This window comes from Citromicrobium bathyomarinum (assembly GCF_038594485.1).
Taxonomy (GTDB): Bacteria; Pseudomonadota; Alphaproteobacteria; order Sphingomonadales; family Sphingomonadaceae; genus Alteriqipengyuania; species Alteriqipengyuania bathyomarina_A.
In genome coordinates this window covers 32711-53286 of sequence record NZ_JBCFZG010000004.1, presented here as the reverse complement: position 1 = coordinate 53286, position 20576 = coordinate 32711, and the positions used below count along the sequence as shown (strand labels likewise).

The 20576-nt window shown below is 64.1% G+C and carries 21 protein-coding genes; 8 read left to right on the top strand and 13 right to left on the bottom strand.

Annotated elements, in window-relative coordinates:
* Positions 1-49 precede the first annotated feature (49 nt).
* Together AAG591_RS05825 and AAG591_RS05820 are read right to left on the bottom strand one after the other, a co-directional pair.
* Positions 50-979, bottom strand: a complete 930-nt coding sequence (locus tag AAG591_RS05825) for an electron transfer flavoprotein subunit alpha/FixB family protein (RefSeq protein ID WP_342530083.1) — start codon at positions 977-979, stop codon at positions 50-52.
* Positions 980-1101: 122 nt separating this feature from the next.
* Positions 1102-1848: an electron transfer flavoprotein subunit beta/FixA family protein gene (locus tag AAG591_RS05820; protein ID WP_342530082.1), complete on the bottom strand. Its 747-nt coding sequence runs from the start codon at positions 1846-1848 to the stop codon at positions 1102-1104.
* Between the two features lie 242 nt (positions 1849-2090).
* Here AAG591_RS05820 and AAG591_RS05815 point away from each other — a divergent pair, with 242 nt between their 5' ends.
* On the top strand, positions 2091-2723 hold the full coding sequence (locus AAG591_RS05815) for an exopolysaccharide biosynthesis protein (RefSeq protein ID WP_342530080.1): 633 nt from the start codon (positions 2091-2093) through the stop codon (positions 2721-2723).
* Between the two features lie 31 nt (positions 2724-2754).
* On the opposite strand, the gene AAG591_RS05810 is transcribed toward AAG591_RS05815, so the two are convergent.
* Together AAG591_RS05810 and sucC are read right to left on the bottom strand one after the other, a co-directional pair.
* Positions 2755-3306 carry a hypothetical protein gene (locus AAG591_RS05810; protein WP_342530078.1) on the bottom strand — a complete coding sequence of 184 codons (552 nt, stop codon included), beginning with the start codon at positions 3304-3306 and terminating at the stop codon, positions 2755-2757.
* Entirely contained in the window at positions 3306-4505 is a 1200-nt protein-coding gene (gene sucC, locus AAG591_RS05805) for an ADP-forming succinate--CoA ligase subunit beta (RefSeq protein ID WP_342530076.1), read from the bottom strand. Before sucC ends, AAG591_RS05810 begins: the two co-directional genes overlap by 1 nt.
* Positions 4506-4623: 118 nt before the next feature.
* Here sucC and AAG591_RS05800 point away from each other — a divergent pair, with 118 nt between their 5' ends.
* Positions 4624-5421 carry a 3'(2'),5'-bisphosphate nucleotidase CysQ gene (locus tag AAG591_RS05800; protein WP_342530074.1) on the top strand — a complete coding sequence of 266 codons (798 nt, stop codon included), beginning with the start codon at positions 4624-4626 and terminating at the stop codon, positions 5419-5421.
* A 61-nt stretch (positions 5422-5482) separates the two neighbouring features.
* Here the strand turns inward: AAG591_RS05800 and AAG591_RS05795 are convergent, their stop codons facing one another.
* Positions 5483-6175, bottom strand: a complete 693-nt coding sequence (locus AAG591_RS05795) for a YiaD family glycine zipper/OmpA-like lipoprotein (RefSeq protein WP_342530073.1) — start codon at positions 6173-6175, stop codon at positions 5483-5485.
* A gap of 199 nt (positions 6176-6374) precedes the next feature.
* Here AAG591_RS05795 and AAG591_RS05790 point away from each other — a divergent pair, with 199 nt between their 5' ends.
* The 3 genes from AAG591_RS05790 to AAG591_RS05780 are packed head-to-tail and all read left to right on the top strand — an operon-like array spanning position 6375 to position 9474.
* Entirely contained in the window at positions 6375-7721 is a 1347-nt protein-coding gene (locus AAG591_RS05790; RefSeq protein WP_342530072.1) for a hemolysin family protein, read from the top strand.
* A gap of 36 nt (positions 7722-7757) precedes the next feature.
* Entirely contained in the window at positions 7758-8615 is an 858-nt protein-coding gene (locus AAG591_RS05785) for a diacylglycerol/lipid kinase family protein (RefSeq protein WP_342530071.1), read from the top strand.
* On the top strand, positions 8608-9474 hold the full coding sequence (locus AAG591_RS05780; RefSeq protein ID WP_342530070.1) for a metallophosphoesterase family protein: 867 nt from the start codon (positions 8608-8610) through the stop codon (positions 9472-9474). Before AAG591_RS05785 ends, AAG591_RS05780 begins: the two co-directional genes overlap by 8 nt.
* 116 nt (positions 9475-9590) lie before the next feature.
* On the opposite strand, the gene rpsI is transcribed toward AAG591_RS05780, so the two are convergent.
* The 5 genes from rpsI to AAG591_RS05755 all read right to left on the bottom strand — a co-directional run bounded on the left by rpsI (position 9591) and on the right by AAG591_RS05755 (position 12851).
* Complete coding sequence (rpsI, locus tag AAG591_RS05775) at positions 9591-10151, bottom strand: 30S ribosomal protein S9 (protein WP_342530068.1); 561 nt, start codon at positions 10149-10151, stop codon at positions 9591-9593.
* Positions 10151-10630, bottom strand: a complete 480-nt coding sequence (gene rplM / locus AAG591_RS05770; RefSeq protein ID WP_342530066.1) for a 50S ribosomal protein L13 — start codon at positions 10628-10630, stop codon at positions 10151-10153. Before rplM ends, rpsI begins: the two co-directional genes overlap by 1 nt.
* A 141-nt stretch (positions 10631-10771) precedes the next feature.
* Positions 10772-11482, bottom strand: a complete 711-nt coding sequence (locus AAG591_RS05765) for a hypothetical protein (RefSeq protein ID WP_342530065.1) — start codon at positions 11480-11482, stop codon at positions 10772-10774.
* A 5-nt stretch (positions 11483-11487) separates the two neighbouring features.
* Positions 11488-11799 (bottom strand): divalent-cation tolerance protein CutA, encoded by a 312-nt coding sequence (cutA, locus tag AAG591_RS05760; protein WP_342530064.1) that lies wholly within the window; start codon positions 11797-11799, stop codon positions 11488-11490.
* Positions 11796-12851: a COX15/CtaA family protein gene (locus AAG591_RS05755; protein ID WP_342530063.1), complete on the bottom strand. Its 1056-nt coding sequence runs from the start codon at positions 12849-12851 to the stop codon at positions 11796-11798. The genes cutA and AAG591_RS05755 overlap by 4 nt, the downstream gene beginning before the upstream one ends.
* A gap of 115 nt (positions 12852-12966) precedes the next feature.
* Between AAG591_RS05755 and AAG591_RS05750 the strand changes: the two genes are divergently transcribed.
* The 3 genes from AAG591_RS05750 to AAG591_RS05740 all read left to right on the top strand — a co-directional run bounded on the left by AAG591_RS05750 (position 12967) and on the right by AAG591_RS05740 (position 15016).
* Positions 12967-13374, top strand: a complete 408-nt coding sequence (locus AAG591_RS05750; protein ID WP_342530062.1) for a MerC domain-containing protein — start codon at positions 12967-12969, stop codon at positions 13372-13374.
* A 20-nt stretch (positions 13375-13394) separates the two neighbouring features.
* Positions 13395-14387, top strand: coding sequence for a sulfur carrier protein ThiS (gene thiS, locus AAG591_RS05745; RefSeq protein WP_342530061.1), 993 nt, complete (start codon positions 13395-13397; stop codon positions 14385-14387).
* A gap of 95 nt (positions 14388-14482) precedes the next feature.
* A complete protein-coding gene (locus AAG591_RS05740) occupies positions 14483-15016 on the top strand; it encodes a hypothetical protein (protein WP_342530059.1) in 534 nt (177 codons plus the stop codon).
* A gap of 89 nt (positions 15017-15105) precedes the next feature.
* Here AAG591_RS05740 and AAG591_RS05735 read toward each other — a convergent pair whose 3' ends face one another.
* The 3 genes from AAG591_RS05735 to ggt all read right to left on the bottom strand — a co-directional run bounded on the left by AAG591_RS05735 (position 15106) and on the right by ggt (position 20572).
* Positions 15106-16713, bottom strand: a complete 1608-nt coding sequence (locus AAG591_RS05735; RefSeq protein ID WP_342530058.1) for a hypothetical protein — start codon at positions 16711-16713, stop codon at positions 15106-15108.
* Positions 16714-16918: 205 nt separating this feature from the next.
* Positions 16919-18733 carry an AMP-dependent synthetase/ligase gene (locus AAG591_RS05730; protein WP_342530057.1) on the bottom strand — a complete coding sequence of 605 codons (1815 nt, stop codon included), beginning with the start codon at positions 18731-18733 and terminating at the stop codon, positions 16919-16921.
* A gap of 99 nt (positions 18734-18832) precedes the next feature.
* On the bottom strand, positions 18833-20572 hold the full coding sequence (ggt, locus tag AAG591_RS05725; protein ID WP_342530056.1) for a gamma-glutamyltransferase: 1740 nt from the start codon (positions 20570-20572) through the stop codon (positions 18833-18835).
* Between the last annotated feature and the right edge of the window lie 4 nt (positions 20573-20576).

Below are 20576 nucleotides of genomic sequence, written 5' to 3'. Positions count from 1 at the left end.
GGGTGGGAAGACTATCCCCGCCCAAATTTGCGAGCAAGCTATTGTGGGGTCAAAGCTTCTCGGTCAGCTCGGGCACTGCCTTGAAGAGGTCCGCGACCAGGCCGATGTCCGCGACCTGGAAGATCGGAGCATCCTCGTCCTTGTTGATCGCGATGATGACCTTGGAATCCTTCATCCCGGCAAGGTGCTGGATCGCGCCCGAGATGCCGATCGCGAAATAGGCTTCCGGCGCGACGATCTTGCCCGTCTGGCCGACCTGATAGTCGTTGGGGACATAGCCAGCATCGACCGCCGCACGGCTCGCGCCGATGGCGGCACCCAGCTTGTCGGCGAGCGGCGTGATGTACTCCTCGAACGTCTCTGCGTCCTTCAGCGCACGGCCACCCGAAACCACCACCTTGGCGCTGGTCAGTTCGGGGCGCTCGCTCTTGGCGAGTTCGCGGCTGACGAATTCGGAGGTGCCCGCATCGCCGGTGGTGTCGACCTTTTCCACGGTGCCGCTACCACCTTCGGCTTCGGCCTTGTCGAACGCGGTGCCGCGCACGGTCAGCACCAGTTTGTCTTCGGTGCTTTCGACCGTCGCGATCGCGTTGCCCGCGTAGATCGGGCGGGTGAAGGTCTTGTCGCCTTCCACGCTCATCACCTCGGAGATCTGCATCACATCGAGCAGAGCGGCGACGCGCGGCGCGATGTTCTTGCCGGTGGTGGTGGCGGGCGCGACGAAGGCGTCGTGGTCGGCCATCAGCTTGGCGGCGAGCGGAGCGATATTTTCCGCAAGCATGTCCTTGTAGGCGGCATCGTCCGCGAGGTGGACCTTGCCCACGCCCGCGATCTTCGCAGCGGCATCGGCAACGCCCGCGCAGTCGGCCCCTGCAACCAGCAGGTGCACTTCGCCGAGCTTGGACGCTGCGGTCACTGCGGCGAGCGTCGCGTCCTTCACTTCTTCGTTGTCGTGTTCGACCAGAACGAGTGTCTTCATTTCTCTACCTCAAAATCCGTCCGGGCTGAGCCTGTCGAAGCCCTGAATTTCTTCTGTCCCGCCGTCCGCAAGATAAGGACAGCCCTTCGACAAGCTCAGGGCGAACGGGTGGGAATTGCTCCTCAGGCGATCCCGAGCGCCTTGATCTTGGCTACCAGCGCATCGACATCCTCGACCTTTTCGCCCGCCTGGCGAACCGGCGGCTCGGAGACCTTGAGCGTCTTGAGGCGCGGCGCGGTATCGACGCCGAAATCGGCCGGGCTCTTGGTATCGAGCGGCTTCTTCTTGGCCTTCATGATGTTGGGCAGCGAGGCGTAGCGCGGCTCGTTGAGGCGCAGGTCGGTGGTGACGATGGCGGGCAGCGTCAGCTTGACCGTTTCCAGACCGCCGTCGACTTCGCGCTTCACCGTGATCGAATCGCCTTCGAGCGTGATCGTGTTGGCGAAGGTGCCCTGCGGACGGTCGAGCAATGCGGCGAGCATCTGGCCCGTCTGGTTGCTGTCGTCCGAAATCGACTGCTTGCCCAGCAGCACGAGGCCGGGCTGTTCTTCCTCGACGATCGCCTTGAGAATCTTGGCGACGGCGAGCGGCTCCAGATCCTCTTCGCTTTCGACCAGGATCGCACGGTCTGCGCCCATGGCGAGTGCGGTGCGCAGCGTTTCCTGCGCCTTTGCCGGGCCGACCGAGACCGCAACGATCTCTTCGGCGTTGCCCGCTTCCTTTATCCGGATCGCTTCTTCGACCGCGATCTCGTCGAACGGGTTCATGCTCATCTTGACGTTGGCGAGGTCGACGCCGGAGCCGTCCGCCTTGACGCGGGGCTTCACGTTGTAGTCGATCACCCGCTTGACGGGCACGAGTATCTTCATCGGTTGTCCTTTCCCGTGAGAGGCCGGGCGTTTTCGCGCGCCGGGCCGCAGAATGCTTCGCCTGTTCCAATGGCTGGAGGCGGTGTTGCGTTCCGGAAACAGCCTCGTCAAGGGCACGCGCGCGGGCTCGCCAAGGCGTAGCGTAAGGCAGACGTGAGTCCCCGGCCTCCGCGAGCGCGCAAGCCCTTGCGAATCATGCTAAAGGCGCGGGAACTCCCATTCAGCAGGGTGCTTGAGCACATATGTCCGACACGCCGAAAAACGTTTGCGGGATCATCGACCGTCTGACCGAGCTTGGCGACAAGCAGGACAAGGTGTCGATCGGAGACATCGTCGAATCTTTCGGTAGCCGTTCGTACGGCCCGATGCTGCTGGTACCCGCGCTGATCGGTATTTCGCCCGTCGGCGGCATCCCGGGCGTGCCCAGCTTTCTCGCGCTGACCCTGCTGCTGATCGCGGTGCAGATGGTTTTCGGGAAAGATCACCTGTGGCTGCCCGGCATCTTGAAGGATCGCTCTGTCGATGGCGAGAAGCTTGCCAATGCGGCGGAGGATATGGAGGGTGTCGGCAAGTTCATGGACAAGATTTTCCACGGCCGACTTGAGGTGTTCACGGGGCCGACGGCTGGCCGGATCGCTGCGGGTGTGATCGCGTTGATGTGCCTTGCAGTCCCTCCGCTGGAGCTGCTGCCCTTCGCTGTCGTACTGCCGATGGGCGTGATCGCGGCATTCGGCATCGCACTCACCGTGCGCGACGGCTTGCTGATGCTGATTGGATTTCTGGGCAGCGGCGCTGCGCTCTACGTTCTGATTACGAAGGTCGTATTCGGGATGCTGATGGGTGGATCGTCGGGCGGCAGCGGCGGGATGTTCTGACCCGCATCGCCATGCGCAAAAGGAAAGGCGCTCAGGCCCCCATCGACAAGCCTTCGTAGCACGTGAGCAGACCTGACAGCAGCTGCCGGTTGGGCATCAGCGTATCCTGCATGCCTTCCGGATCGCTTAGCGAAATCTGGTCGTACCGATCCTGGTCGAACAGGTCCTTGGTCGCCTCGAACTCTACGAAGGGCAGGCTGCCTTCGTACCACAATTCGCGCAGCACCCCGGCACCGAAGGCAAAGGTCGTGCGATTGCCGCGCGCGGCCACGACCTTGCCCCAGACGAGATCGTCGCCGAACTTCATCTTCACCCAGCTGCCGGGCTTGTAGCGATTATAGGTGTCCTGCTCGACCACGAGGATACGATAGGCTCCGTCGCCAACCGGACCATTGGTAAAATGGTCGGTCAGCGCGAGCTCGGCGCCGCCCATCAGTTCGGCGCTGCAAGCGTCGTAATCCGACGCCAGTTTGAAGGTGCTGAGGACCGATCGGTCGGAAATGGTCGGCCAGGGCGACTGCGCTGAGGCGGCGCTGCCAAAAATGGTCGCTACACTTGCCAGTCCGATCAGTACCTTGCGCATTATGCTGCCTCTTTAACTTCCGCCACGATCTTGCGTGCAGCATCGCCCAGATCGTCCGCCGGGACGATGGCGAGGCCGGAATGGCTAAGGATTTCCTTGCCCTTTTCGACATTGGTGCCTTCGAGGCGAACCACCAGCGGAACCTGGATGTTCACTTCCTTGGCCGCCGCGACGATGCCTTCGGCGATCACGTCGCACTTCATGATCCCGCCGAAGATGTTCACCAGGATCCCTTCGACCGCCGGGTCTTTCAGGATCAGCTTGAACGCAGCGGTCACCTTCTCCTTGTTGGCGCCGCCGCCGACGTCAAGGAAGTTGGCAGGGAACGCGCCGTTGAGCTTGATGATGTCCATCGTCGCCATGGCGAGGCCTGCGCCGTTGACCATGCAGCCGATATTGCCGTCGAGCTTGATGTAGGCGAGGTCGTATTCGCTCGCTTCGACCTCGGCTTCGTCTTCCTCGGTGACGTCGCGCAGCTTCTCGACTTCCTTCTGGCGATACATCGCGTTCGAATCGAAGCTCATCTTGGTGTCGAGCACCAGCAAGTTGCCGTCTTCGGTTTCGACCAGCGGATTGATCTCCAGCATCGCGCAGTCATAGGCGAGGAAGGCTTCGTAGAGCTGCTTGGCCAGCTTCTGCGCCTGCTTGTTGAGATCGCCTTCCAGCTTGAGCGCAAAGGCCACCGCGCGGCCGTGGTGCGGCATGAAGCCCTGCGCCGGGTCGATGGTGATGGTGGTGATCCGCTCGGGCGTTTCGTGCGCGACGGTTTCGATGTCCATCCCGCCTTCGGTCGAGGCAACGATGGCGACTTCGCCGCTTGCACGGTCGACCAGCAGTGCGAGGTAGTATTCCTTGGCGATATCCACCCCGTCGGTGACGTAGAGGCGGTTCACTTCCTTGCCCGCATCGCCGGTCTGCACGGTGACCAGCGTGTTGCCGAGCATTTCGCGCGCAGCCTCTTCGACCTCGTCGATCGACTTGGCGAGACGCACGCCGCCCTTCGCGTCGGGGCCCAGTTCCTTGAACTTGCCCTTGCCGCGTCCACCGGCGTGAATCTGCGCCTTCACGACATAGAGGGGGCCGGGCAGAGTCTTGGCGGCGGCAACGGCTTCTTCCACGCTCATCGCGGGAACACCCTTGGGGATGGCGATGCCGTGTTCCTTGAGGAGTTCCTTGGCCTGATATTCGTGAATGTTCATGGGGGCGCTCCGTCCTTCGTCGACTGGATCTGTGTGCGGATAGGTTTGTGCAGCGCCTAAGCATGGTTGCGCGCGCTTGAAAAGGGCGCTGCGCCAGCGCACAACGCGAACATCCAAAATGATCGATTACACGCGCCTTGATGCGATACTCCACGAAGCTGGTTTGATCGCGATGACCCGATGGCCCGGAGCGGGCCATAGCGTCCAGACGTGGGACAAGGGCGACAACGACCCGGTTTGCGAAGCGGATCTCGAGGTCGACACGTTTCTCCGCCGCGAGCTTTCCACCCTGTTGCCGAGCGCGGGCTGGCTGTCCGAAGAGAGCGCCGATCACGCCGAACGGCTCGACGACCGGCTGGTCTGGGTGGTCGATCCGATCGACGGCACGCGCGATTTTATCCGGGGGCGGTCTGGCTGGGCGGTTTCGGTCGCTCTCGTTTCGAACGGCCGTTCTTTGATCGCGTGCCTCGAAGCTCCGGCGCGCAAGGAGCGCTGGCAGGCGACGGCGGGCCGGGGGGCAACGCTCAACGGCGAACCGCTGATCGCGTCCGACAGGGCGGAACTGGATGGGGCGCGCGTGCCCGCGGCCGATCTGGCGAAGGCCGATCGCTCTCTGGTCGCGGTCGAGCAGCCCAATGGTATCGCTCTTCGCGCTGCGATGGTCGCCGCGAATCGTGCCGACCTTCTCGCGACGATGCGCTGGGGTTACGAGTGGGACATTGCCGCCGCCACCCTGATCGCGCGCGAGGCGGGCGCGGCGGTGAGCGATATTTTCGGGCAGCCGCTGGGATACAACAAGCGCGATCCGCGCAGTTTCGGATTGCTGGTCTGCGCGCCCGGGATCCAGCAGCAGGCGATCGAGCATTTCGGGGAACGGGCGCGCGAAAGGCTGGGCACCGCGAAGGGTCCAGAATGAAAAAGGGGGCCGACGCACGCGGCGCCGACCCCCCCCCGTTTCTTGAAAAGTCGATCCGGCCTTAGCGGCGCGCAGCCTGAACCTGTTCCTGGCTGATCGGAACGATCTTGATTTCCACGCGGCGGTTGAGCGGCTCGGCGACATTGTCGCCGGTGCGGACACGCAGGTATTGCGGGTCTTCGCCGTAGCCGCGGGTCGCGATGCGGGCGCGCGAAACGCCCTGCGACACCAAGTAATCGGCAACTGCCTGTGCGCGGCGCTCCGAAAGATCCTGGTTGTATCCCACGCTGCCGGTGGTGTCGGTAAAGCCGTACACGTCGATCAGACTGTCCGGATAGCGGATCAGGCTGTCTGCGACGGTCTTCAGGGTCGCGCGGAAGTTGGCGTTGATGTTCGCCGAGTTAGTGGCGAAGGTCACGCCGTCGGGCAGGCGGACGAGGATCGCGTCCTGATCGCCGATTTCCTCGACGTCGACGCCGCTACCGGCGGTCTGTTCGTCGAGTTCGCGAATCTGGTCGTCGAACTTGTCGCCGATCACCGCGCCTGCGGTACCGCCGATGCCCGCGCCGATGATGCGGGCGGCATCGCCGCCGATCACGCCGCCCAGCAGATAGCCGAGAGTCCCGCCGATGGCGGCACCTGCAGCGGTGCGCGAGAAGGTTTTTTCACCGGTGTTCGGGTCGGTAACGCAAGCGGATGTGCTCACCAGGGCCGCGACGGCCACCGACGAGAGAATGATACGGGGGGTTTTCATATTCAGGCAGTCCCTCTTTTGTGTCGTTTCGCGGGAGTTGCCGCGAACGTAATAATTGCCAGCGTCCACCCACGCTCGCCGCCCCAGTAACGGCCCCCTGTCGGCGAAGTTCCCGCGAGGCCACCGATAGGAGGTCGAACAGGCCGTCGGACGATGGTGGATGGCGCAGCGCCGCTTTTGTGCTAGCGCGAAGGACGTCGTGACACCTTTTCCCTGGACAGACCTGCTCATCATCGCCGGGCTCATCGTGCTCAATGGCGTATTCGCCATGTCCGAGCTCGCGATCGTTTCCGCAAAGACCACCCGGCTGCAGTCGAAGGCCGAAGGCGGAAGCGTCGCGGCGCGTACCGCGCTGGAGTTGGCCAGCGATCCGGGGAAGTTCCTCTCTACCGTCCAGATTGGCATCACGCTGGTCGGGATCATTTCCGGCGCGTATTCCGGCGCGAGCCTTGGCGGCCCCTTCGGCGAACGGCTCGAAGTCTGGTTCGGGCTGTCGTCAGACAGGGCGGCGCAGATAGGCTTCGCGGTGGTTATCGCCCTGACGACCTACCTGACGCTGGTGATCGGCGAGTTGGTGCCAAAGCAGCTCGCGCTGCGTGCGGCGGACCAGATCGCGATGGTCATGGCGCGGCCAATGAAATGGCTCGCGCTGATTGCTGCGCCGGTCGTCTGGTTGCTCGATTTCTCGTCTGCCACCATCGTGCGCCTGTTCGGCGTGCGGCCCGGGGGGCAGAGCAGCGTCACCGCAGAAGAGCTGCAGATGCTGTTCGCCGAAGCCACCCGCAGCGGCGTGCTTGAGGCGGAGCAGAGCGCCATCCTGAAAGGCGTCGTGCGGCTGGCGGACCGGCCCGTCCGCGAGGTTATGACCCCGCGCACCGAAGTCGACTGGATCGCCGTCGATGCGGACCGGACCGAAATCGAGACGACCATCGCCGACAGTCCCCACTCGCTGCTGCCGGTGGCGGAAGGATCAGCCGACAAGATCATCGGTGTGGTCAAGGTGCGCGAAGTGTTGGCCGCGATGGTCTCAGGCGCGCCTTTCGCGCTGACCGATCTGGTGAAGCGTGCCGAGGTCGTGCCCGATCAGCTCGATGCGATGGACGCTCTGCGCGTGCTCCAGCAGGCGGATGTCGCGATGGCGATGGTCCACGACGAATACGGCCATCTCGACGGGATCGTCACTCCGATCGACCTTCTCACTGCGATCGTGGGCCAGTTCGAAAGCGACAAGGATCAGGGCGAGATACCCGAGGTGATCGAGCGCGCGGACGGATCGCTGCTGGTTTCAGGCAGCCTCTCGGCAGAGGACCTGGGTGACCGGCTGGGCCTCGATTACGGCGAGGAACGCGAATTCGCGACCGCGGCCGGGTTTGCGCTTTCGGTGCTCAAGCACCTGCCCGACGAGGGCGAGGTGTTCACGCATCAGGGCTGGCAGTTCGAGATCGTCGACATGGATGGGCGCAAGATCGACAAGCTGCTGGTGGCGCAGGAAAAGCCCGATTCGGCGTCGTCTCCAGCCGATCGCTCCGCAAACGCCAATGGCTGACGGGAACGTGCAGCAGGCCCGACGCTTTCACTAAGAATGACGGGACATCGCGATATCTGGCTGATCGCCAACCAAGGCAGCGGCTCGGTCCGCGAAGAGACGCTTGCCAAGCTGGACCAGTGTTGCGCCAGTTCCGACCTGTGCATCGCCAAGCGCTCGACCTTCCCGGATGACGGTATCCCGGACCGACAGGAGCTTGCGCGGCTTGGGATCGACACTGTGGTCACTCTGGGCGGCGACGGCACGATCAACGCAGTCGTCACCGGGCTTGCAGGCTGGGACGGAGCAGTGCTTCCGCTTCCCGGTGGGACGCAGAACCTGCTGACCAAGCGGCTGCACGGCGATGTCGAGGTCGATGCCGTAATGGACGCCTTCGCTGCCGGATCGGCCCGGCGTATCCGACCGAAGATCATTCGATGCCAGAGCGGTGTCGCACTGGCCGGGCTCCTGGTAGGCCCCGGCACGAGTTGGAACGAGGTGCGCGAGGCGTTGCGGGCGGGCGATCCCCGCGCGATGCTCGCCGCGACGGGCGCTGCGATCGAGGGGACGACTGGTCGTCCGCCCGTGCGCATTGCGCGGCCCGAGGCGGGCGATGAAATTGGCTATCCGATACTCGAACTCATGCCGCACTCTGGCGGCATCGACGTTGCTGCCTATCACGCGCGCAGCGGTGCCGACTTCGTCGGCCAGACGTGGGCTTTGCTGAGGCAGGAATTTCGCGAAGGCCCGCATGAGACATATGGACCATTTCCCGAAGTCGAACTGGCCAGCACGGGGACCGATCCGCTCGACCTGCTGCTCGACGGGGAGCCTGCCGACGGGCGAGAGCGGGTGACCTTTACGCTCGACACCTGTCCGGTCGATCTGATTGCAACGCTGGCGGAGGATGGCTGAGGTGACCGCGGAAACCCTGCTGTTCCACGTAAGCGATATTCATTTCGGGCTCGAAAACAACGAAGCGCTCGACTGGTTTTCGGGCGAGGTCATACGGATGCAGCCTGCTGCCATCGCGATTACCGGTGATCTGACGATGCGCGCGCGGGCTCGGGAATTCGCTGCCGCCAAGGAATGGGTGGGTGCACTCGAAGCGCCGGTGACGCTCGACGTGGGCAATCACGACATGCCCTATTTCAACCTGATCGAGCGGTTCGTCGATCCGTACAAACGGTTCGGGCGGCTGCGCGAAGTGGTCGAGCGTGAAATCGACCTGCCCGGCATCGCGCTCGTCCCCCTCAAGACTGCGGTGCGCGCGCAGCCGCGTTTCAACTGGTCGAAAGGGTGGGTGACCGGGCGGGCACTGGACAAATGCCTCGCGCGGATCGACGCGCTGCCGAAGGGTACGCGCGCACTCGTCACAGTGCACCACCCGCTGCGCGAAGTCGGAACGCAAGGCACCGCACTCACACGCGGTGGGTCCAACGCGCTTGCCGAACTGGCCAAACGCGATGTGCTGGGTGTGCTGTCGGGCCATGTCCATGACGCGTTCGACATCATGGAAGACACGCCGCTTGGGCCGGTGCGGATGATCGGCGCGGGCACTTTGTCGCAGCGCCTGCGCTCGACTCCGCCGAGCTTTAACGAACTCCATTGGGATGGTGCGAACCTGCGCGTGTGCATCCGCAATCTGGAGAATATCGAGGACGACGCGATGAAGATCGACGACGTTCCCGAAGACGCGCACCCGCCACGCGAAGAAGGAGAGCCGGTCGCGCCGGTGGGGGCGGTCCCACGTACGGACCCGCCGGTGAGTTGACCGCCGAGAGGCGATGGTCGCCGGCGGCAGCAGGGTACCAAACAAAAAGGGCGGCGCCGTGCGGCACCGCCCCTCCTGGTGATTGGTAATCGTTGTAGCCTAGCGCTCGAAAACGATCAACGCTTGCTGAACTGGAAGCTACGACGTGCCTTGGCGCGGCCGTACTTCTTACGTTCGACCACACGGCTGTCGCGGGTGAGGAACCCGGCGGCCTTGACCGTGCTGCGCAGTTCCGGCTCGTACTTCGACAGTGCCTGCGCGATACCGTGCTTCACGGCACCGGCCTGGCCCGAGAGACCGCCGCCACGCACCGTGGCGATCACGTCGTACTGACCTTCGCGATCGGTGATAGCGAACGGCTGGTTGATGACGAGGCGCAGCGTGGGGCGTGCGAAGTAGACTTCCTGCTCCCTGCCGTTGATCGTGATCGTGCCCTTGCCAGGCTTCACCCAGACGCGGGCGACCGCATCCTTACGGCGACCGGTGGCGTAGGCGCGGCCGTGCTGGTCGAGCTCCTGCTCGCGCAGCGGCGCGGTGCTCTGGGCAACGACGGCGGCGTCCGCTTCGGGAGCATCGCCCGCGATATCGCCCAGATCGGCGAGGTCACGGATGCTGGCCGTCTTGGGTTCGGACTCGTTGTCCGCCTGCGGCTGGTTCTGGTTCTTGTCGTCGGCCATTATGCGACAGCCTTGTTCTTGCGGTTCCGGGAAGCGATGTCGAGCACCTCGGGCTTCTGCCCGTCATGCGGATGCTCGGTACCGGCGTAGAGGTGCAGCGCCTTCATCTGCTGGCGACCAAGCGGGCCGCGCGGGATCATCCGCTCGACAGCCTTTTCCAGCACGCGCTCGGGGAACTTGCCCTCGAGGATCTTGGCCGGAGTGGTTTCCTTGATGCCGCCGGCATAGCCGGTGTGCTTGTAGTACTTCTTGTCGCCCATCTTGCGGCCGGTGAACTTCACCTTGTCCGCGTTGATGATGATGACATGGTCGCCGCAATCGACATGCGGGGTATAGCTGGGCTTGTGCTTGCCACGCAGCATGTTCGCGACGATCGAGGCAAGCCGGCCGACGACCAGGCCTTCTGCGTCGATAATATACCAGTTCTTTTCGACCTCGGCCGGCTTGATCGACCGGGTCATCTTGCTGAGCGCCTTCATGGCTGTAATTTCCCTTGGAATTCGGGGTCTCGCCAGATTGACGGTCCGCGCTGTGGCGGATTCGCCTGATCGGGCGTGGAGCGCGCTAATGCTTCCCGTCTCGCCCTAAGTCAAGCGATCATGCGGGTTAGCGAAGAGGTATTATGATACCGCTGCGCGCAAGGTCCATGCTTCGCTGCCCTTTTGGGTCATGTCTTTGGTCGTGGTGGCTGCTTCGCGCGAAAAGCTCTTCAGCAACCCCGACGCGCCCTCGGCAGAGACGCTTTCACGCAGCTCGAAGCTTCCCGTCGTCCCGTCAGGCAAGTCAATCTCGCGCGATATCCTGCGATCGCGAGGGGCGGGAAAGAACAGATCGGCGGGAAGGTCGCTCAGCCAGGCCATCCCATGTTGCGAAAGCTCGACCAGGAATTGCCGCGACATCGTCTGCGCGGCGGTCGCGTCGCTTCGCGCCTTGGCATAGGCCAGTGCTGCATCCACCACGGTTTCCGGCAACGGGGCCAGCGCAATCTCTGAACTGCTCTGAACGATCCGACCTGCGCGATCGAGCTGGAGCGGGAAGAGATCGCTTTCGTCACGCGCGGCCTCCAACCTGGCCATCGCCTGCAGTGCAGAGGGTGCGTCGACGCTCGCATCGACCTGCTTGCCCGTGGCGCGCAGCCCGTCGTCACCGACCGCCTCGAACGCCAGCGACCAGCGGCGGGTGACACTGATCTGCTTGCCGTCCGAAAGGCTGCGCACAAGGGCGCGTTCGAGAACGAAGGGTCCGTCGGGTGACGCCAGCCGCGCCGATGCGGCCGTCGGCAGCAAGAACAGCGCGCCGAGCCCGGCGAGAACGCCGCGTCGCTCCAACATGGCATTCATCCCACCACGCCCGAGAGCCACGCGGCTGTCGCATCCCCGCACGCGTCCGCGCGCCAGCCCAGAATTGCCGGCGTATCGTAAGGGTGAAGCGCCTCAAGCCGCGCGACAGCGGCATCGAGCCGCTCGGCGTGCGTCTTGAACAGCACGGCGATCTCCTCGCCCGAGCCGCGCTCCCCGTCCCAATCGAACAAGGCTTCGACGCGTCCGATAATGTTGGCACAGGCGATCAGCTTTTCGTCGAGCAGACGAGTGGCCACGCTGCGTCCGTCGTCCTTGCTCGCAAAAACCGTATAGATCAGCGCGCTCACACCCGCTGTCCAAGCGCGTGCGCGCTGGCCGAGGTTGCTGCGACGAGCAATGCACCTGTCACCTGATGGGCGACAGCCACCCAGATCGACACGCCGGTCACCACCGTCACGATTCCCAGCAGCACCTGTCCGATCGCGAGCGCGATCAGCGCCTTGCCCGCGTTGCCTTCACGCAGCAGCGCACGCGATCCCATCCAGACCAGCACGCCAAACGCGACCCAGGCAAACCAGCGATGAACGAAGTGGAGCAGGAAGGGGTCGTGAGTGATCGCCCAGAAGAAGCCTTTCGACAGGTTCGCCTCCGGCACGAACCGGTCCTGCATCAGCGGCCAGGTGTTGGAGGCATGCCCGGCATTGAGGCCCGCAACCCATGCCCCGAGCACGATCTGCACGAAGAGCACCCCGCCAGCGATCGCGGCGAGGGGGCGAAAGCGCGCCGGCAAAGCGCCCCGGTTGCGATCGAGATCGTGGAGGTCGAGCGCGGTCCACACCAGCCCGGCGAGCGTAAACAGGGCGGTGCACAAATGGATCGAGAGCCAGAAGTGGCTCACGTCGGTCATCGATCCGGTCAGTCCCGAGCTTACCATCAGCCAGCCGAAGACGCCCTGCAATCCGCCCAGCGCCAGCAGCGCGAGCAGGCGCGGCTTGTAACCTTTCGGGATCCACCCGCGCAGCCACGCGAATGCGAGCGGCAGGGCGAAGACCAGCCCGATCACCCGACCGAGCAGGCGGTGAAACCACTCCCAGAAGAATATCGCCTTGAAGTCGGCGAGCGTCATACCTGCCGGACCGGCTTCGAGCCTGTACTCCGGCGTCGCCCGGTAGAGCGCAAACTCTGCCTGCCACGCCTTGTCGCTCAGCGGCGGGAGTACGCCCGTCACCGGGTCCCATTGGGTGATCGACAGCCCCGATTCGGTCAGCCGGGTAATTCCGCCGACCGCGACGATCAGCACCACAAGCACGGCCACGCACACAAGCCACCAGGCCAGCCAGCCTGGTCGTGTGCCATCAAGGGTGGGTTCGCTGGATCGACGCAAGAGTGTGGCGGCCATTCCGCATGAATGCGTACTGGCGACCAGACTTGCAAGCGCGCAGACATACATGGCCTGCACGTGATCGCTTTTCAGGCACTTGCAAAATGAAACAACATAACATATTTCGCTGCCCATGAACTTCCGCAGCATATCGAACCGCATCAGACTGGATGCGGTGGGCATTGCCCTGTCCGCGCTGTGTGCGGTGCATTGCGTGCTCACGATCGTGCTCATTTCCGCGCTGGGTTTTGCGGGTAGCTGGCTGCTCGCGCCCGAGCTGCATACCTGGGGGCTGGTCGCCGCAACCGTGATTGCCGGGGTCGCTATCGGTGTCGGTGCGATTCGCCATCGTCGGCGTATGCCATTCGTCGTGGCGATGACCGGACTGACCTTTATGGGGGGCGCACTCGCTGCTCCGCACGGGATCGAGGAAGCTGTTCTGACGATCATAGGCGTCGGGCTGGTTTCGGCGGGACATATTCTCAATCTGCGCCACCACACGCCGGGCCACCGTGCGGAAAGCTTGCGCGAGGAGCGCTGAACCTCCAAGTCGCTCTCGCTATGAGCGATACCAAGACGATCCAGCTGAACGGCGAGAGCCGCACCACCACCGCCCCCGACATTGCCGCGCTGGTGCGCGAGCTGGGCCTTGCGCCCGAGAAGGTCGCTGTGGAGCATAATGGCGAAATCGCACCGCGATCGCAGCTCGGCGAGACTGCGCTGAATGACGGAGATGCTCTGGAAATCGTCCACTTCGTCGGGGGCGGCGACCATCCTTCCGACAGCGACGACACCTGGACCGTCGCCGGGCACACTTTCCGTTCGCGGCTCATCGTGGGCACGGGAAAGTACAAGGACTTTGCGCAGAATGCTACCGCACTCGAAGCGAGCGGGGCGGAAATCGTCACCGTCGCGGTGCGGCGGGTGAACGTTTCCGACCCGAATCAGCCGATGCTGACCGATTTCATCGATCCCAAGAAGGTCACCTACCTGCCCAACACCGCAGGCTGCTTCACCGCCGACGAGGCCGTGCGGACACTGCGCCTCGCACGCGAAGCTGGCGGCTGGGATCTGGTAAAGCTGGAAGTGCTGGGCGAGGCGAAGACGCTTTACCCCGACATGCGCGAAACGCTGCGCGCGACAGAGACGCTGGCCAACGAAGGCTTTCACCCGATGGTCTATTGCGCGGACGATCCGATCGCGGCCAAGCAGCTTGAAGACGCGGGCGCGGTGGCGATTATGCCGCTGGGTGCGCCGATCGGCAGCGGCCTGGGCATCCAGAACCGCGTGACCATCCGCCTGATCGTCGAAGGCGCAAGCGTTCCCGTGCTGGTCGACGCAGGTGTCGGGACCGCATCGGACGCTGCGGTGGGCATGGAACTGGGCTGCGACGGCATCCTGATGAACACCGCCATTGCCGAGGCGAAAGACCCGATTCGCATGGCACGGGCGATGAAGCTGGCGGTGCAGGCCGGGCGCGACGCCTATCTTTCCGGCCGGATGGCGACTCGCAAATATGCCGACCCTTCCAGCCCGCTGGCTGGCCTGATCTAGCTCCTGGCCGTCGGCACCCCGCAAGGCTTACGGGATGTTAACCAAGTTACGCGACATCTACCTCCACCGGATCAAGCGCCCGATGGAGGGGCAAGATGGCGACAAGGAACACGACCAACCTGAGCATCGCTGAGATGCGCGAATTTGCGAACTTCTCGCCCTGCGAGCAGCGCTTCATCCGTCGCAATCTCGACATCGGGCTTGGCCGCTGCGACGCCTTCAAGCTGTGGGCGCGCAATGCGAGCGAGAATGTCGACATCCGTCGGCAGTACGTTGCCTATCAGGATCTCAAGGCGCTGCGCCATTCTATCCCGGAAGCCGACGCCGTCGATTCGATTTCACCTTTCATAGGGCAGCTGGCGCGCCTTGCTGCATTCGACCTCGCGCAGGAGCGGCTGGATGGTTTCTCGCCGTTCCGCTTTCTTTACGAACGCCTGCTCGGGGCCGAGATTCGTCCCTGGCTGCCGAGCGCCTTTTGCAGCGGGGCGGCGATGCCGCACCTGCGCCCGGCGCGGCGCAAGCTCCTGCTGCAATCGCTGAGCGAAGCCGCAGCGACCGCACCTGCCTGGTCGACCCGCGCGCCGAGCTTCTATCCCGAATATGTCGACCTGGAGGGCGAAGCCGCCTGATCGGTCAATCCCGAACGAAACCAATGACCCGGGCTGCCCTCCATACGGGGCGGCCCGGGTCTTCTCGTTTGTGGGTCCGGCGAACCGGATCAGAAGGATACCTGCGCACCGGCCAGGATCACGTTCGTATCCGCATCCTGCCGCGACCAGGTGCTGCCATCGGGGAAGTTGCCGCCCGACAGGAAGTTGAGCGGCACGTACCCGTCGACATGGATGAATTCACCGAACAGGTCCACGTTGGGCACGGGGAACCAGGACAGGCCGAGAACCGACTGGTTCTGACGCCGCCAAGGCGAGCCCTTCTCGCCCGAGATGAACTTCGAGAATTCGGCCGAAACCGCGAATTCGCGCCGCTGGACAGACAGGTTGTCCGCGCCGAAGGCAAAGCGTCCGCCGAAGGTGAACGCTTCCGGCTTTACCGCTTCGAACTCGCTCAGTGGATTGGTCGGAATCGGGACAGCGGTCCCCTCCCACTCCTTGGTCGTCTGCGCATATTCACCCAGCAGGGTGATGGGGCCGTAGGTCAGCTTGCCGTAGGCCGCGATGCCCGGGTTATTGTCCGCACACGGGTTGAAGTGCGTCACGGGATAGGCCTGACAATAGGCTGTGCCGCGCTGGTAGCTGGCACCCGCCATCAGGGCATTGCCTTCGCCGCCTAGATCGATGGTGTAGCGCGCGTCGACCGCGAAATTATTGGCGCGCGAGGGCACGCTCGACCCGAGCACCGGTACGTTTGCCGATCGGAACTGCGAGCCGCCCTGAACGATCATTGCGCGCAGATGCAGACCGCCGGTGACCACGCCGACCTGCCCGCCGAATGCCAGCCCGGCGAACGCGTGCCAGTTGGTCGAGTTGGTGAACGGGCTGACCGTGTCGTTGAGCCCGAAGGGCGTGTCCATCTTGCCCACCAGCGCGTAGACCGGCGAGGTATCCAGATTGCCGTACATCACCCAGCCGCGCCGCAGCTGAACCTGGTTGCGGGCCAGCGCGGTGATCGTGCCCTGGCCGAAGCTTTGTTCCGGATCGTACAGGAATTCGGCATAGCCGATGAGATTGGGCGTGAGCCGCGCCGTCAGCGCGAGATTGGCCGAGTGCAGCACGACTTCGGAGACATTGTCGCCGAGCTGGTTGGCGCTCGTCGGATGGCGCATCAGGTAGCCGAACTTGTCGTCTACCGAAGCCCACTGATAGTTCGCGATCGCCGCAATGCCACCCGACAGCGTGACGCGGTCCTCAAGCTCACCCGCCTGCAGGGCGGCCAGCTGCACCAGCGGCTTGGTATTCACGTTTTCGGCGTGATCGAGCATGCGGTATGCGTAGGTGCCGTTGGTGCCGACGAAATTCTCCGACCCCTGCACCTGCAGCTCGCGCGGATCGTCGGTCTCGGTCACGACATCGACCGGGCCGGCCGAGGCGGGTTGCGCCGCTGCAACCTGCGCGGTGCCCGGAATCCTGTCCTGCGTGGTCGCAGCGGGCTCTTGCCCCTGCGCTAGCGCAACCGGCGCCGACGCCTCGACCGAAGTTTCGGCGCGCATCGCTTCGATCTGCGCACGCAGCGCAGCGTTTTCGTACTGCAATGCGTCGAGGCGGTCTTCCATCGCTTCCAGCCGGTCGAGCACAGCCGAGTCTTGCGCCAGCGCGGGCGTGGAGAGCGAAAACAGCGAGATCCCACCCAGCAGCAGGGCGCTCATGCGCATAGGGCGAGGCATGGCAAACGAGCCACAGTTGTTCATTATCACGAATCCTTTTGTCCAAACGGCCGCGCCTATTCAGATCGCGAATATTGACCCCGATCTCTTCGCGATCCAGCATTTCCGGCGGTTTGCGCGCGTTATCGCGCGTCTTGGCACCTGCCAAGACGGCTTCCAAAAGGAGGTTCAACAATGTTGCCAAAAGGCAACTTTAGCCGTGGCGATATAGTCCGTCGAGCCGATCGCCATAGCGTTCGCGGATCTTGTGACGCCGGATCTTCATGCTCGGCGTCATTTCCTCGTTCTCGATTCCGAAGGGTTCGTCGGCGAAAGCGAAGCCGCGCACCTTCTCGACAACCGACAGCTCGGCATTGACCCGGTCCACCGCCTTGCGGATTGCCGCGCGGAATTCTGGTAGCTCCTGCACACTTTTGCAATCGAGCGGCTTGCCCTGCGCCTTGCACCAGTCGAGCGCCCATTCGGCATCGGGCACGATCAGGCCGACCACGTAGGGCCGCCTGTCACCGACGACCATCGCCTGCCCGATTTCGGGTTGCAGCGTCAGCATCCCCTCGACCTTCTGCGGCGCGACATTGTCGCCCTTGTCGTTGACGATCATGTCCTTCTTGCGGTCGGTGATTACGATCCGGCCCTTCTCGTCGAGGTGCCCGATATCGCCGGTATGCAGCCAGCCATCCTGCAACGCGCGGTCGGTTTCCTGCTGATTCTGCCAGTATCCATGCATCACCAGTTCGCCGCGGCACAGAATCTCGCCATCGTCGGCGATCCTGATTTCGACACCCTTCATCGGCGGCCCGACCGTCTCCATCGAGACCCCGGCGGACGGCCTGTTGCAGCTGATGACGGGCCCGGCCTCGGTCTGTCCGTAGCCTTGCATCATCGGCAGGCCGAGCGCCTGGAAGAAGATGCCGACGTCGGGATTGAGCGGCGCGCCACCCGATACCATCGCTTTGATCCGGCCGCCGAACTTCTGGCGGATCTTGGGTCGCAGAAGGCGCCCTACGACCGCGTCCATCGGCTTGTCGCGCAGGCGTTTGCGGCCCTTCCTGTTCGTTCGCTCTTCAATCTCAAGCGCTCGATCGAGCAGGAAGCTGGCCGCGCCGCCCTGCTTGGCAATCTGCTTCATGATCCGCGTGCGCAGCACTTCGAACAACCGCGGCACGACGACCATAACGGTCGGGCTGGTTTCCTCGATATTGCTCGCGAGCTTTTCGAGCCCTTCGGCATAGTAGATCTGCGCACCGACTCCGATCGGCAGGAATTGCCCGCCGGTATGCTCGTAAGCATGGCTGAGCGGCAGGAAGGAGAGAAATCGTTCATCGTCCGACAGCTTGAAGTCGCTGATCAGGATGTCCGCAGCGCCCGCGACATTGCACAGGATCGCACCGTGGTGTTGCAACACGCCACGCGGCGCCCCGCCGGTGCCGCTGGTGTAGATGATGCAGGCGGTGTCCTTGCGCCCGATATCGGCGATCCGCGCTTCGACAGCTGCGCGTGCCGCCTTCGCATCGCCCTCGGTCATGCCCGTCCATCCATGGCAGGCGAGGTTGCCGCCCTGATAGGCGCGCACGCTTTCGATCGGAATGATATGTTCCGCGATGCCCGTATTGAAGATCGCCGGGATCAAGGGGCCGGAAAGCTTTTCGTTCGAAACGATCACCGCTTTCGCCCCCGAATTGTCGAGGATGTGCACGTGATCGCGTTCGGTATTGGTGATGTAGGCGGGCACAGTGATGCACCCTGCCGCCATGATCGCGAGGTCCGCGATGCACCACTCGGGCCGGTTTTCGGATACCAACACCACGCGGTCGCCACCCTTGAGGCCGAGGCCCCGCAGATTCTCGGCCAGTATGCAGACCTGGTCTGCCGCTTCGCGCCAGCTGATCGTCTGCCATTGGCCCGCGACCTTGCGCCCGAGGAAAGGCCTGTCGCCGCCCTCGTCGGCGCGTTTCAGGAACAGCGAGACAAGGTTGCTCGCCCGTTCGATCTCTTCAAGCTGCGTCAAATCCGCACCTGCTCCCCAGTTTCCGTTCGCTTCCCGTAACGGTTCGCGGCGCTCTAGGCTCCCGCCGACGCTACGGCAAGCGCGTGGCACCCCTATGCCTCAGGGAAGATCGAGTTGTCCCGAAAGCCGCGGATCGCGTGCGGCGACCCACTTGCCGTCGCGCCGAACCACGATTCCCGCCTTCACCGGGGCCGGTCGGACGCTCAGCGAAGCGTGGCCGAGCGCGCGGAACGCGTCCTGGCTATCCACCAGCCAGGTGCCCTGTTCCAGCATTACGCTATCCCCGAAAGCCATCACGAACGGCAGACCCATCGCGTCTTCGGGGGCCAGCCCGAAATCGATCACGCCGATCATGGTGCGCGCAGTCTGTACCGGGATCGTGCTGCCGCCCGCTGCGCCGACCGCCATGAACGGGTTGCCCTGCGGATCGTAGACCACAACCGGAGACATGGAGCTGCGCGGGCGCTTGCCCCCCTCGACCCTGTTTGCGACGAGCTTTCCATCCACCGTGGGCGAGCGGCTGAAATCGGTCAGTTCGTTGTTGAGATAGAACCCGTCGACCATCAACCCCGATCCGAAGGCGCTCTCGATGGTCGAGGTGTAGCTGATCATGGTGCCTGCATCGTCGACCACCGCGATATGCGAGGTCCCGTGCTCGGCAGGTTCGTCGCCATCGGCGAGGGCCGTGTCGGCACCGGCGGGCGATCCCGGCTTCACATCCGACATCGAACTGCCCGACTGGATCAGAGCGCTACGCCGCGCGAGGTAGTCCGGCGCAATCAACCCCTGCGAGGGGACCGGCACGAAATCGCTGTCGGCCAGGTAAAGCTCGCGGTCGGCATAGGCGAGCCGCTGCGACTCTACGAACAGGTGCCAGGTTTCCGGATTGCGCGGGCCAAGCGAGGCAAGATCGAACCGTTCCAACTGCCCCAGCATCTGCAGCACCGCGATACCGCCCGAGGTCGGCGGGCCCATCGCGCAGATACGAAAAGCGCGATATTTTCCGCATACGGGCGCGCGTTCCTTGGCAACGTAGCCCTCGATATCGCGCAGGTTCATCGGGTCGGGGCGCGGCGTATCGTCGGCCACCGTGCTGGCGATTTGCTGGGCCACTTCACCGCGATAGAATGCCTCGGGTCCGGCCTTTGCTATCTTCTCGAGCGTGCTGGCCAGCGCCGGGTTCCTTAGGGTGGTACCCACCGGCAGCGGTTTACCCGAGCCGTCGTAGAACAGAGCGCGCGCCTCGGCGCTGCGTGCGCCAGTATCGCTGCTTTCGGAGAGCGAGGTGTTGAGCCTCGGATTGACCCGAAAGCCGTCGCGCGCCAGCGCAATTGCGGGCGCGAACAGGTCCGCCCACGGCAGCTTTCCGTGCTCTGCATGGGCCTTGGCAGCCAGCGCCAGGTTGCCGGGGACGCCGACGCTGAGCCCGCTGCGGACCGAGTCACGGAAGGAGGGGACATTGCCCGAAGCGTCGAGAAACCAGTCCGGCGTCGCGCCCGCAGGGGCGGTTTCGCGTCCGTCGTAGGAGGTGACGGAGCCATCGGCAGCGCCGCGGACCATAAATCCGCCGCCGCCTATTCCCGAACTCTGCGGTTCCACGACCGTCAGCGCGAGCATCACGGCGATCGCTGCGTCGGTGGCGGTGCCGCCCTGACGAAGGATTTGCTCGCCCGCCTCCTGCGCCCGCGGATCGGCGGCGCTGACGGCCCCGCGTACCGACTGCGGAGGCTGCGCAGTCGATGCGGTTTCGACCGGTGCCGCCGGGGGCGTCGCACATCCTGCCAGCGAGAACGTGGCAATAATGCCGAACAGCGGGGCGGCGAAAGTTCTGGCGAGCATGGCG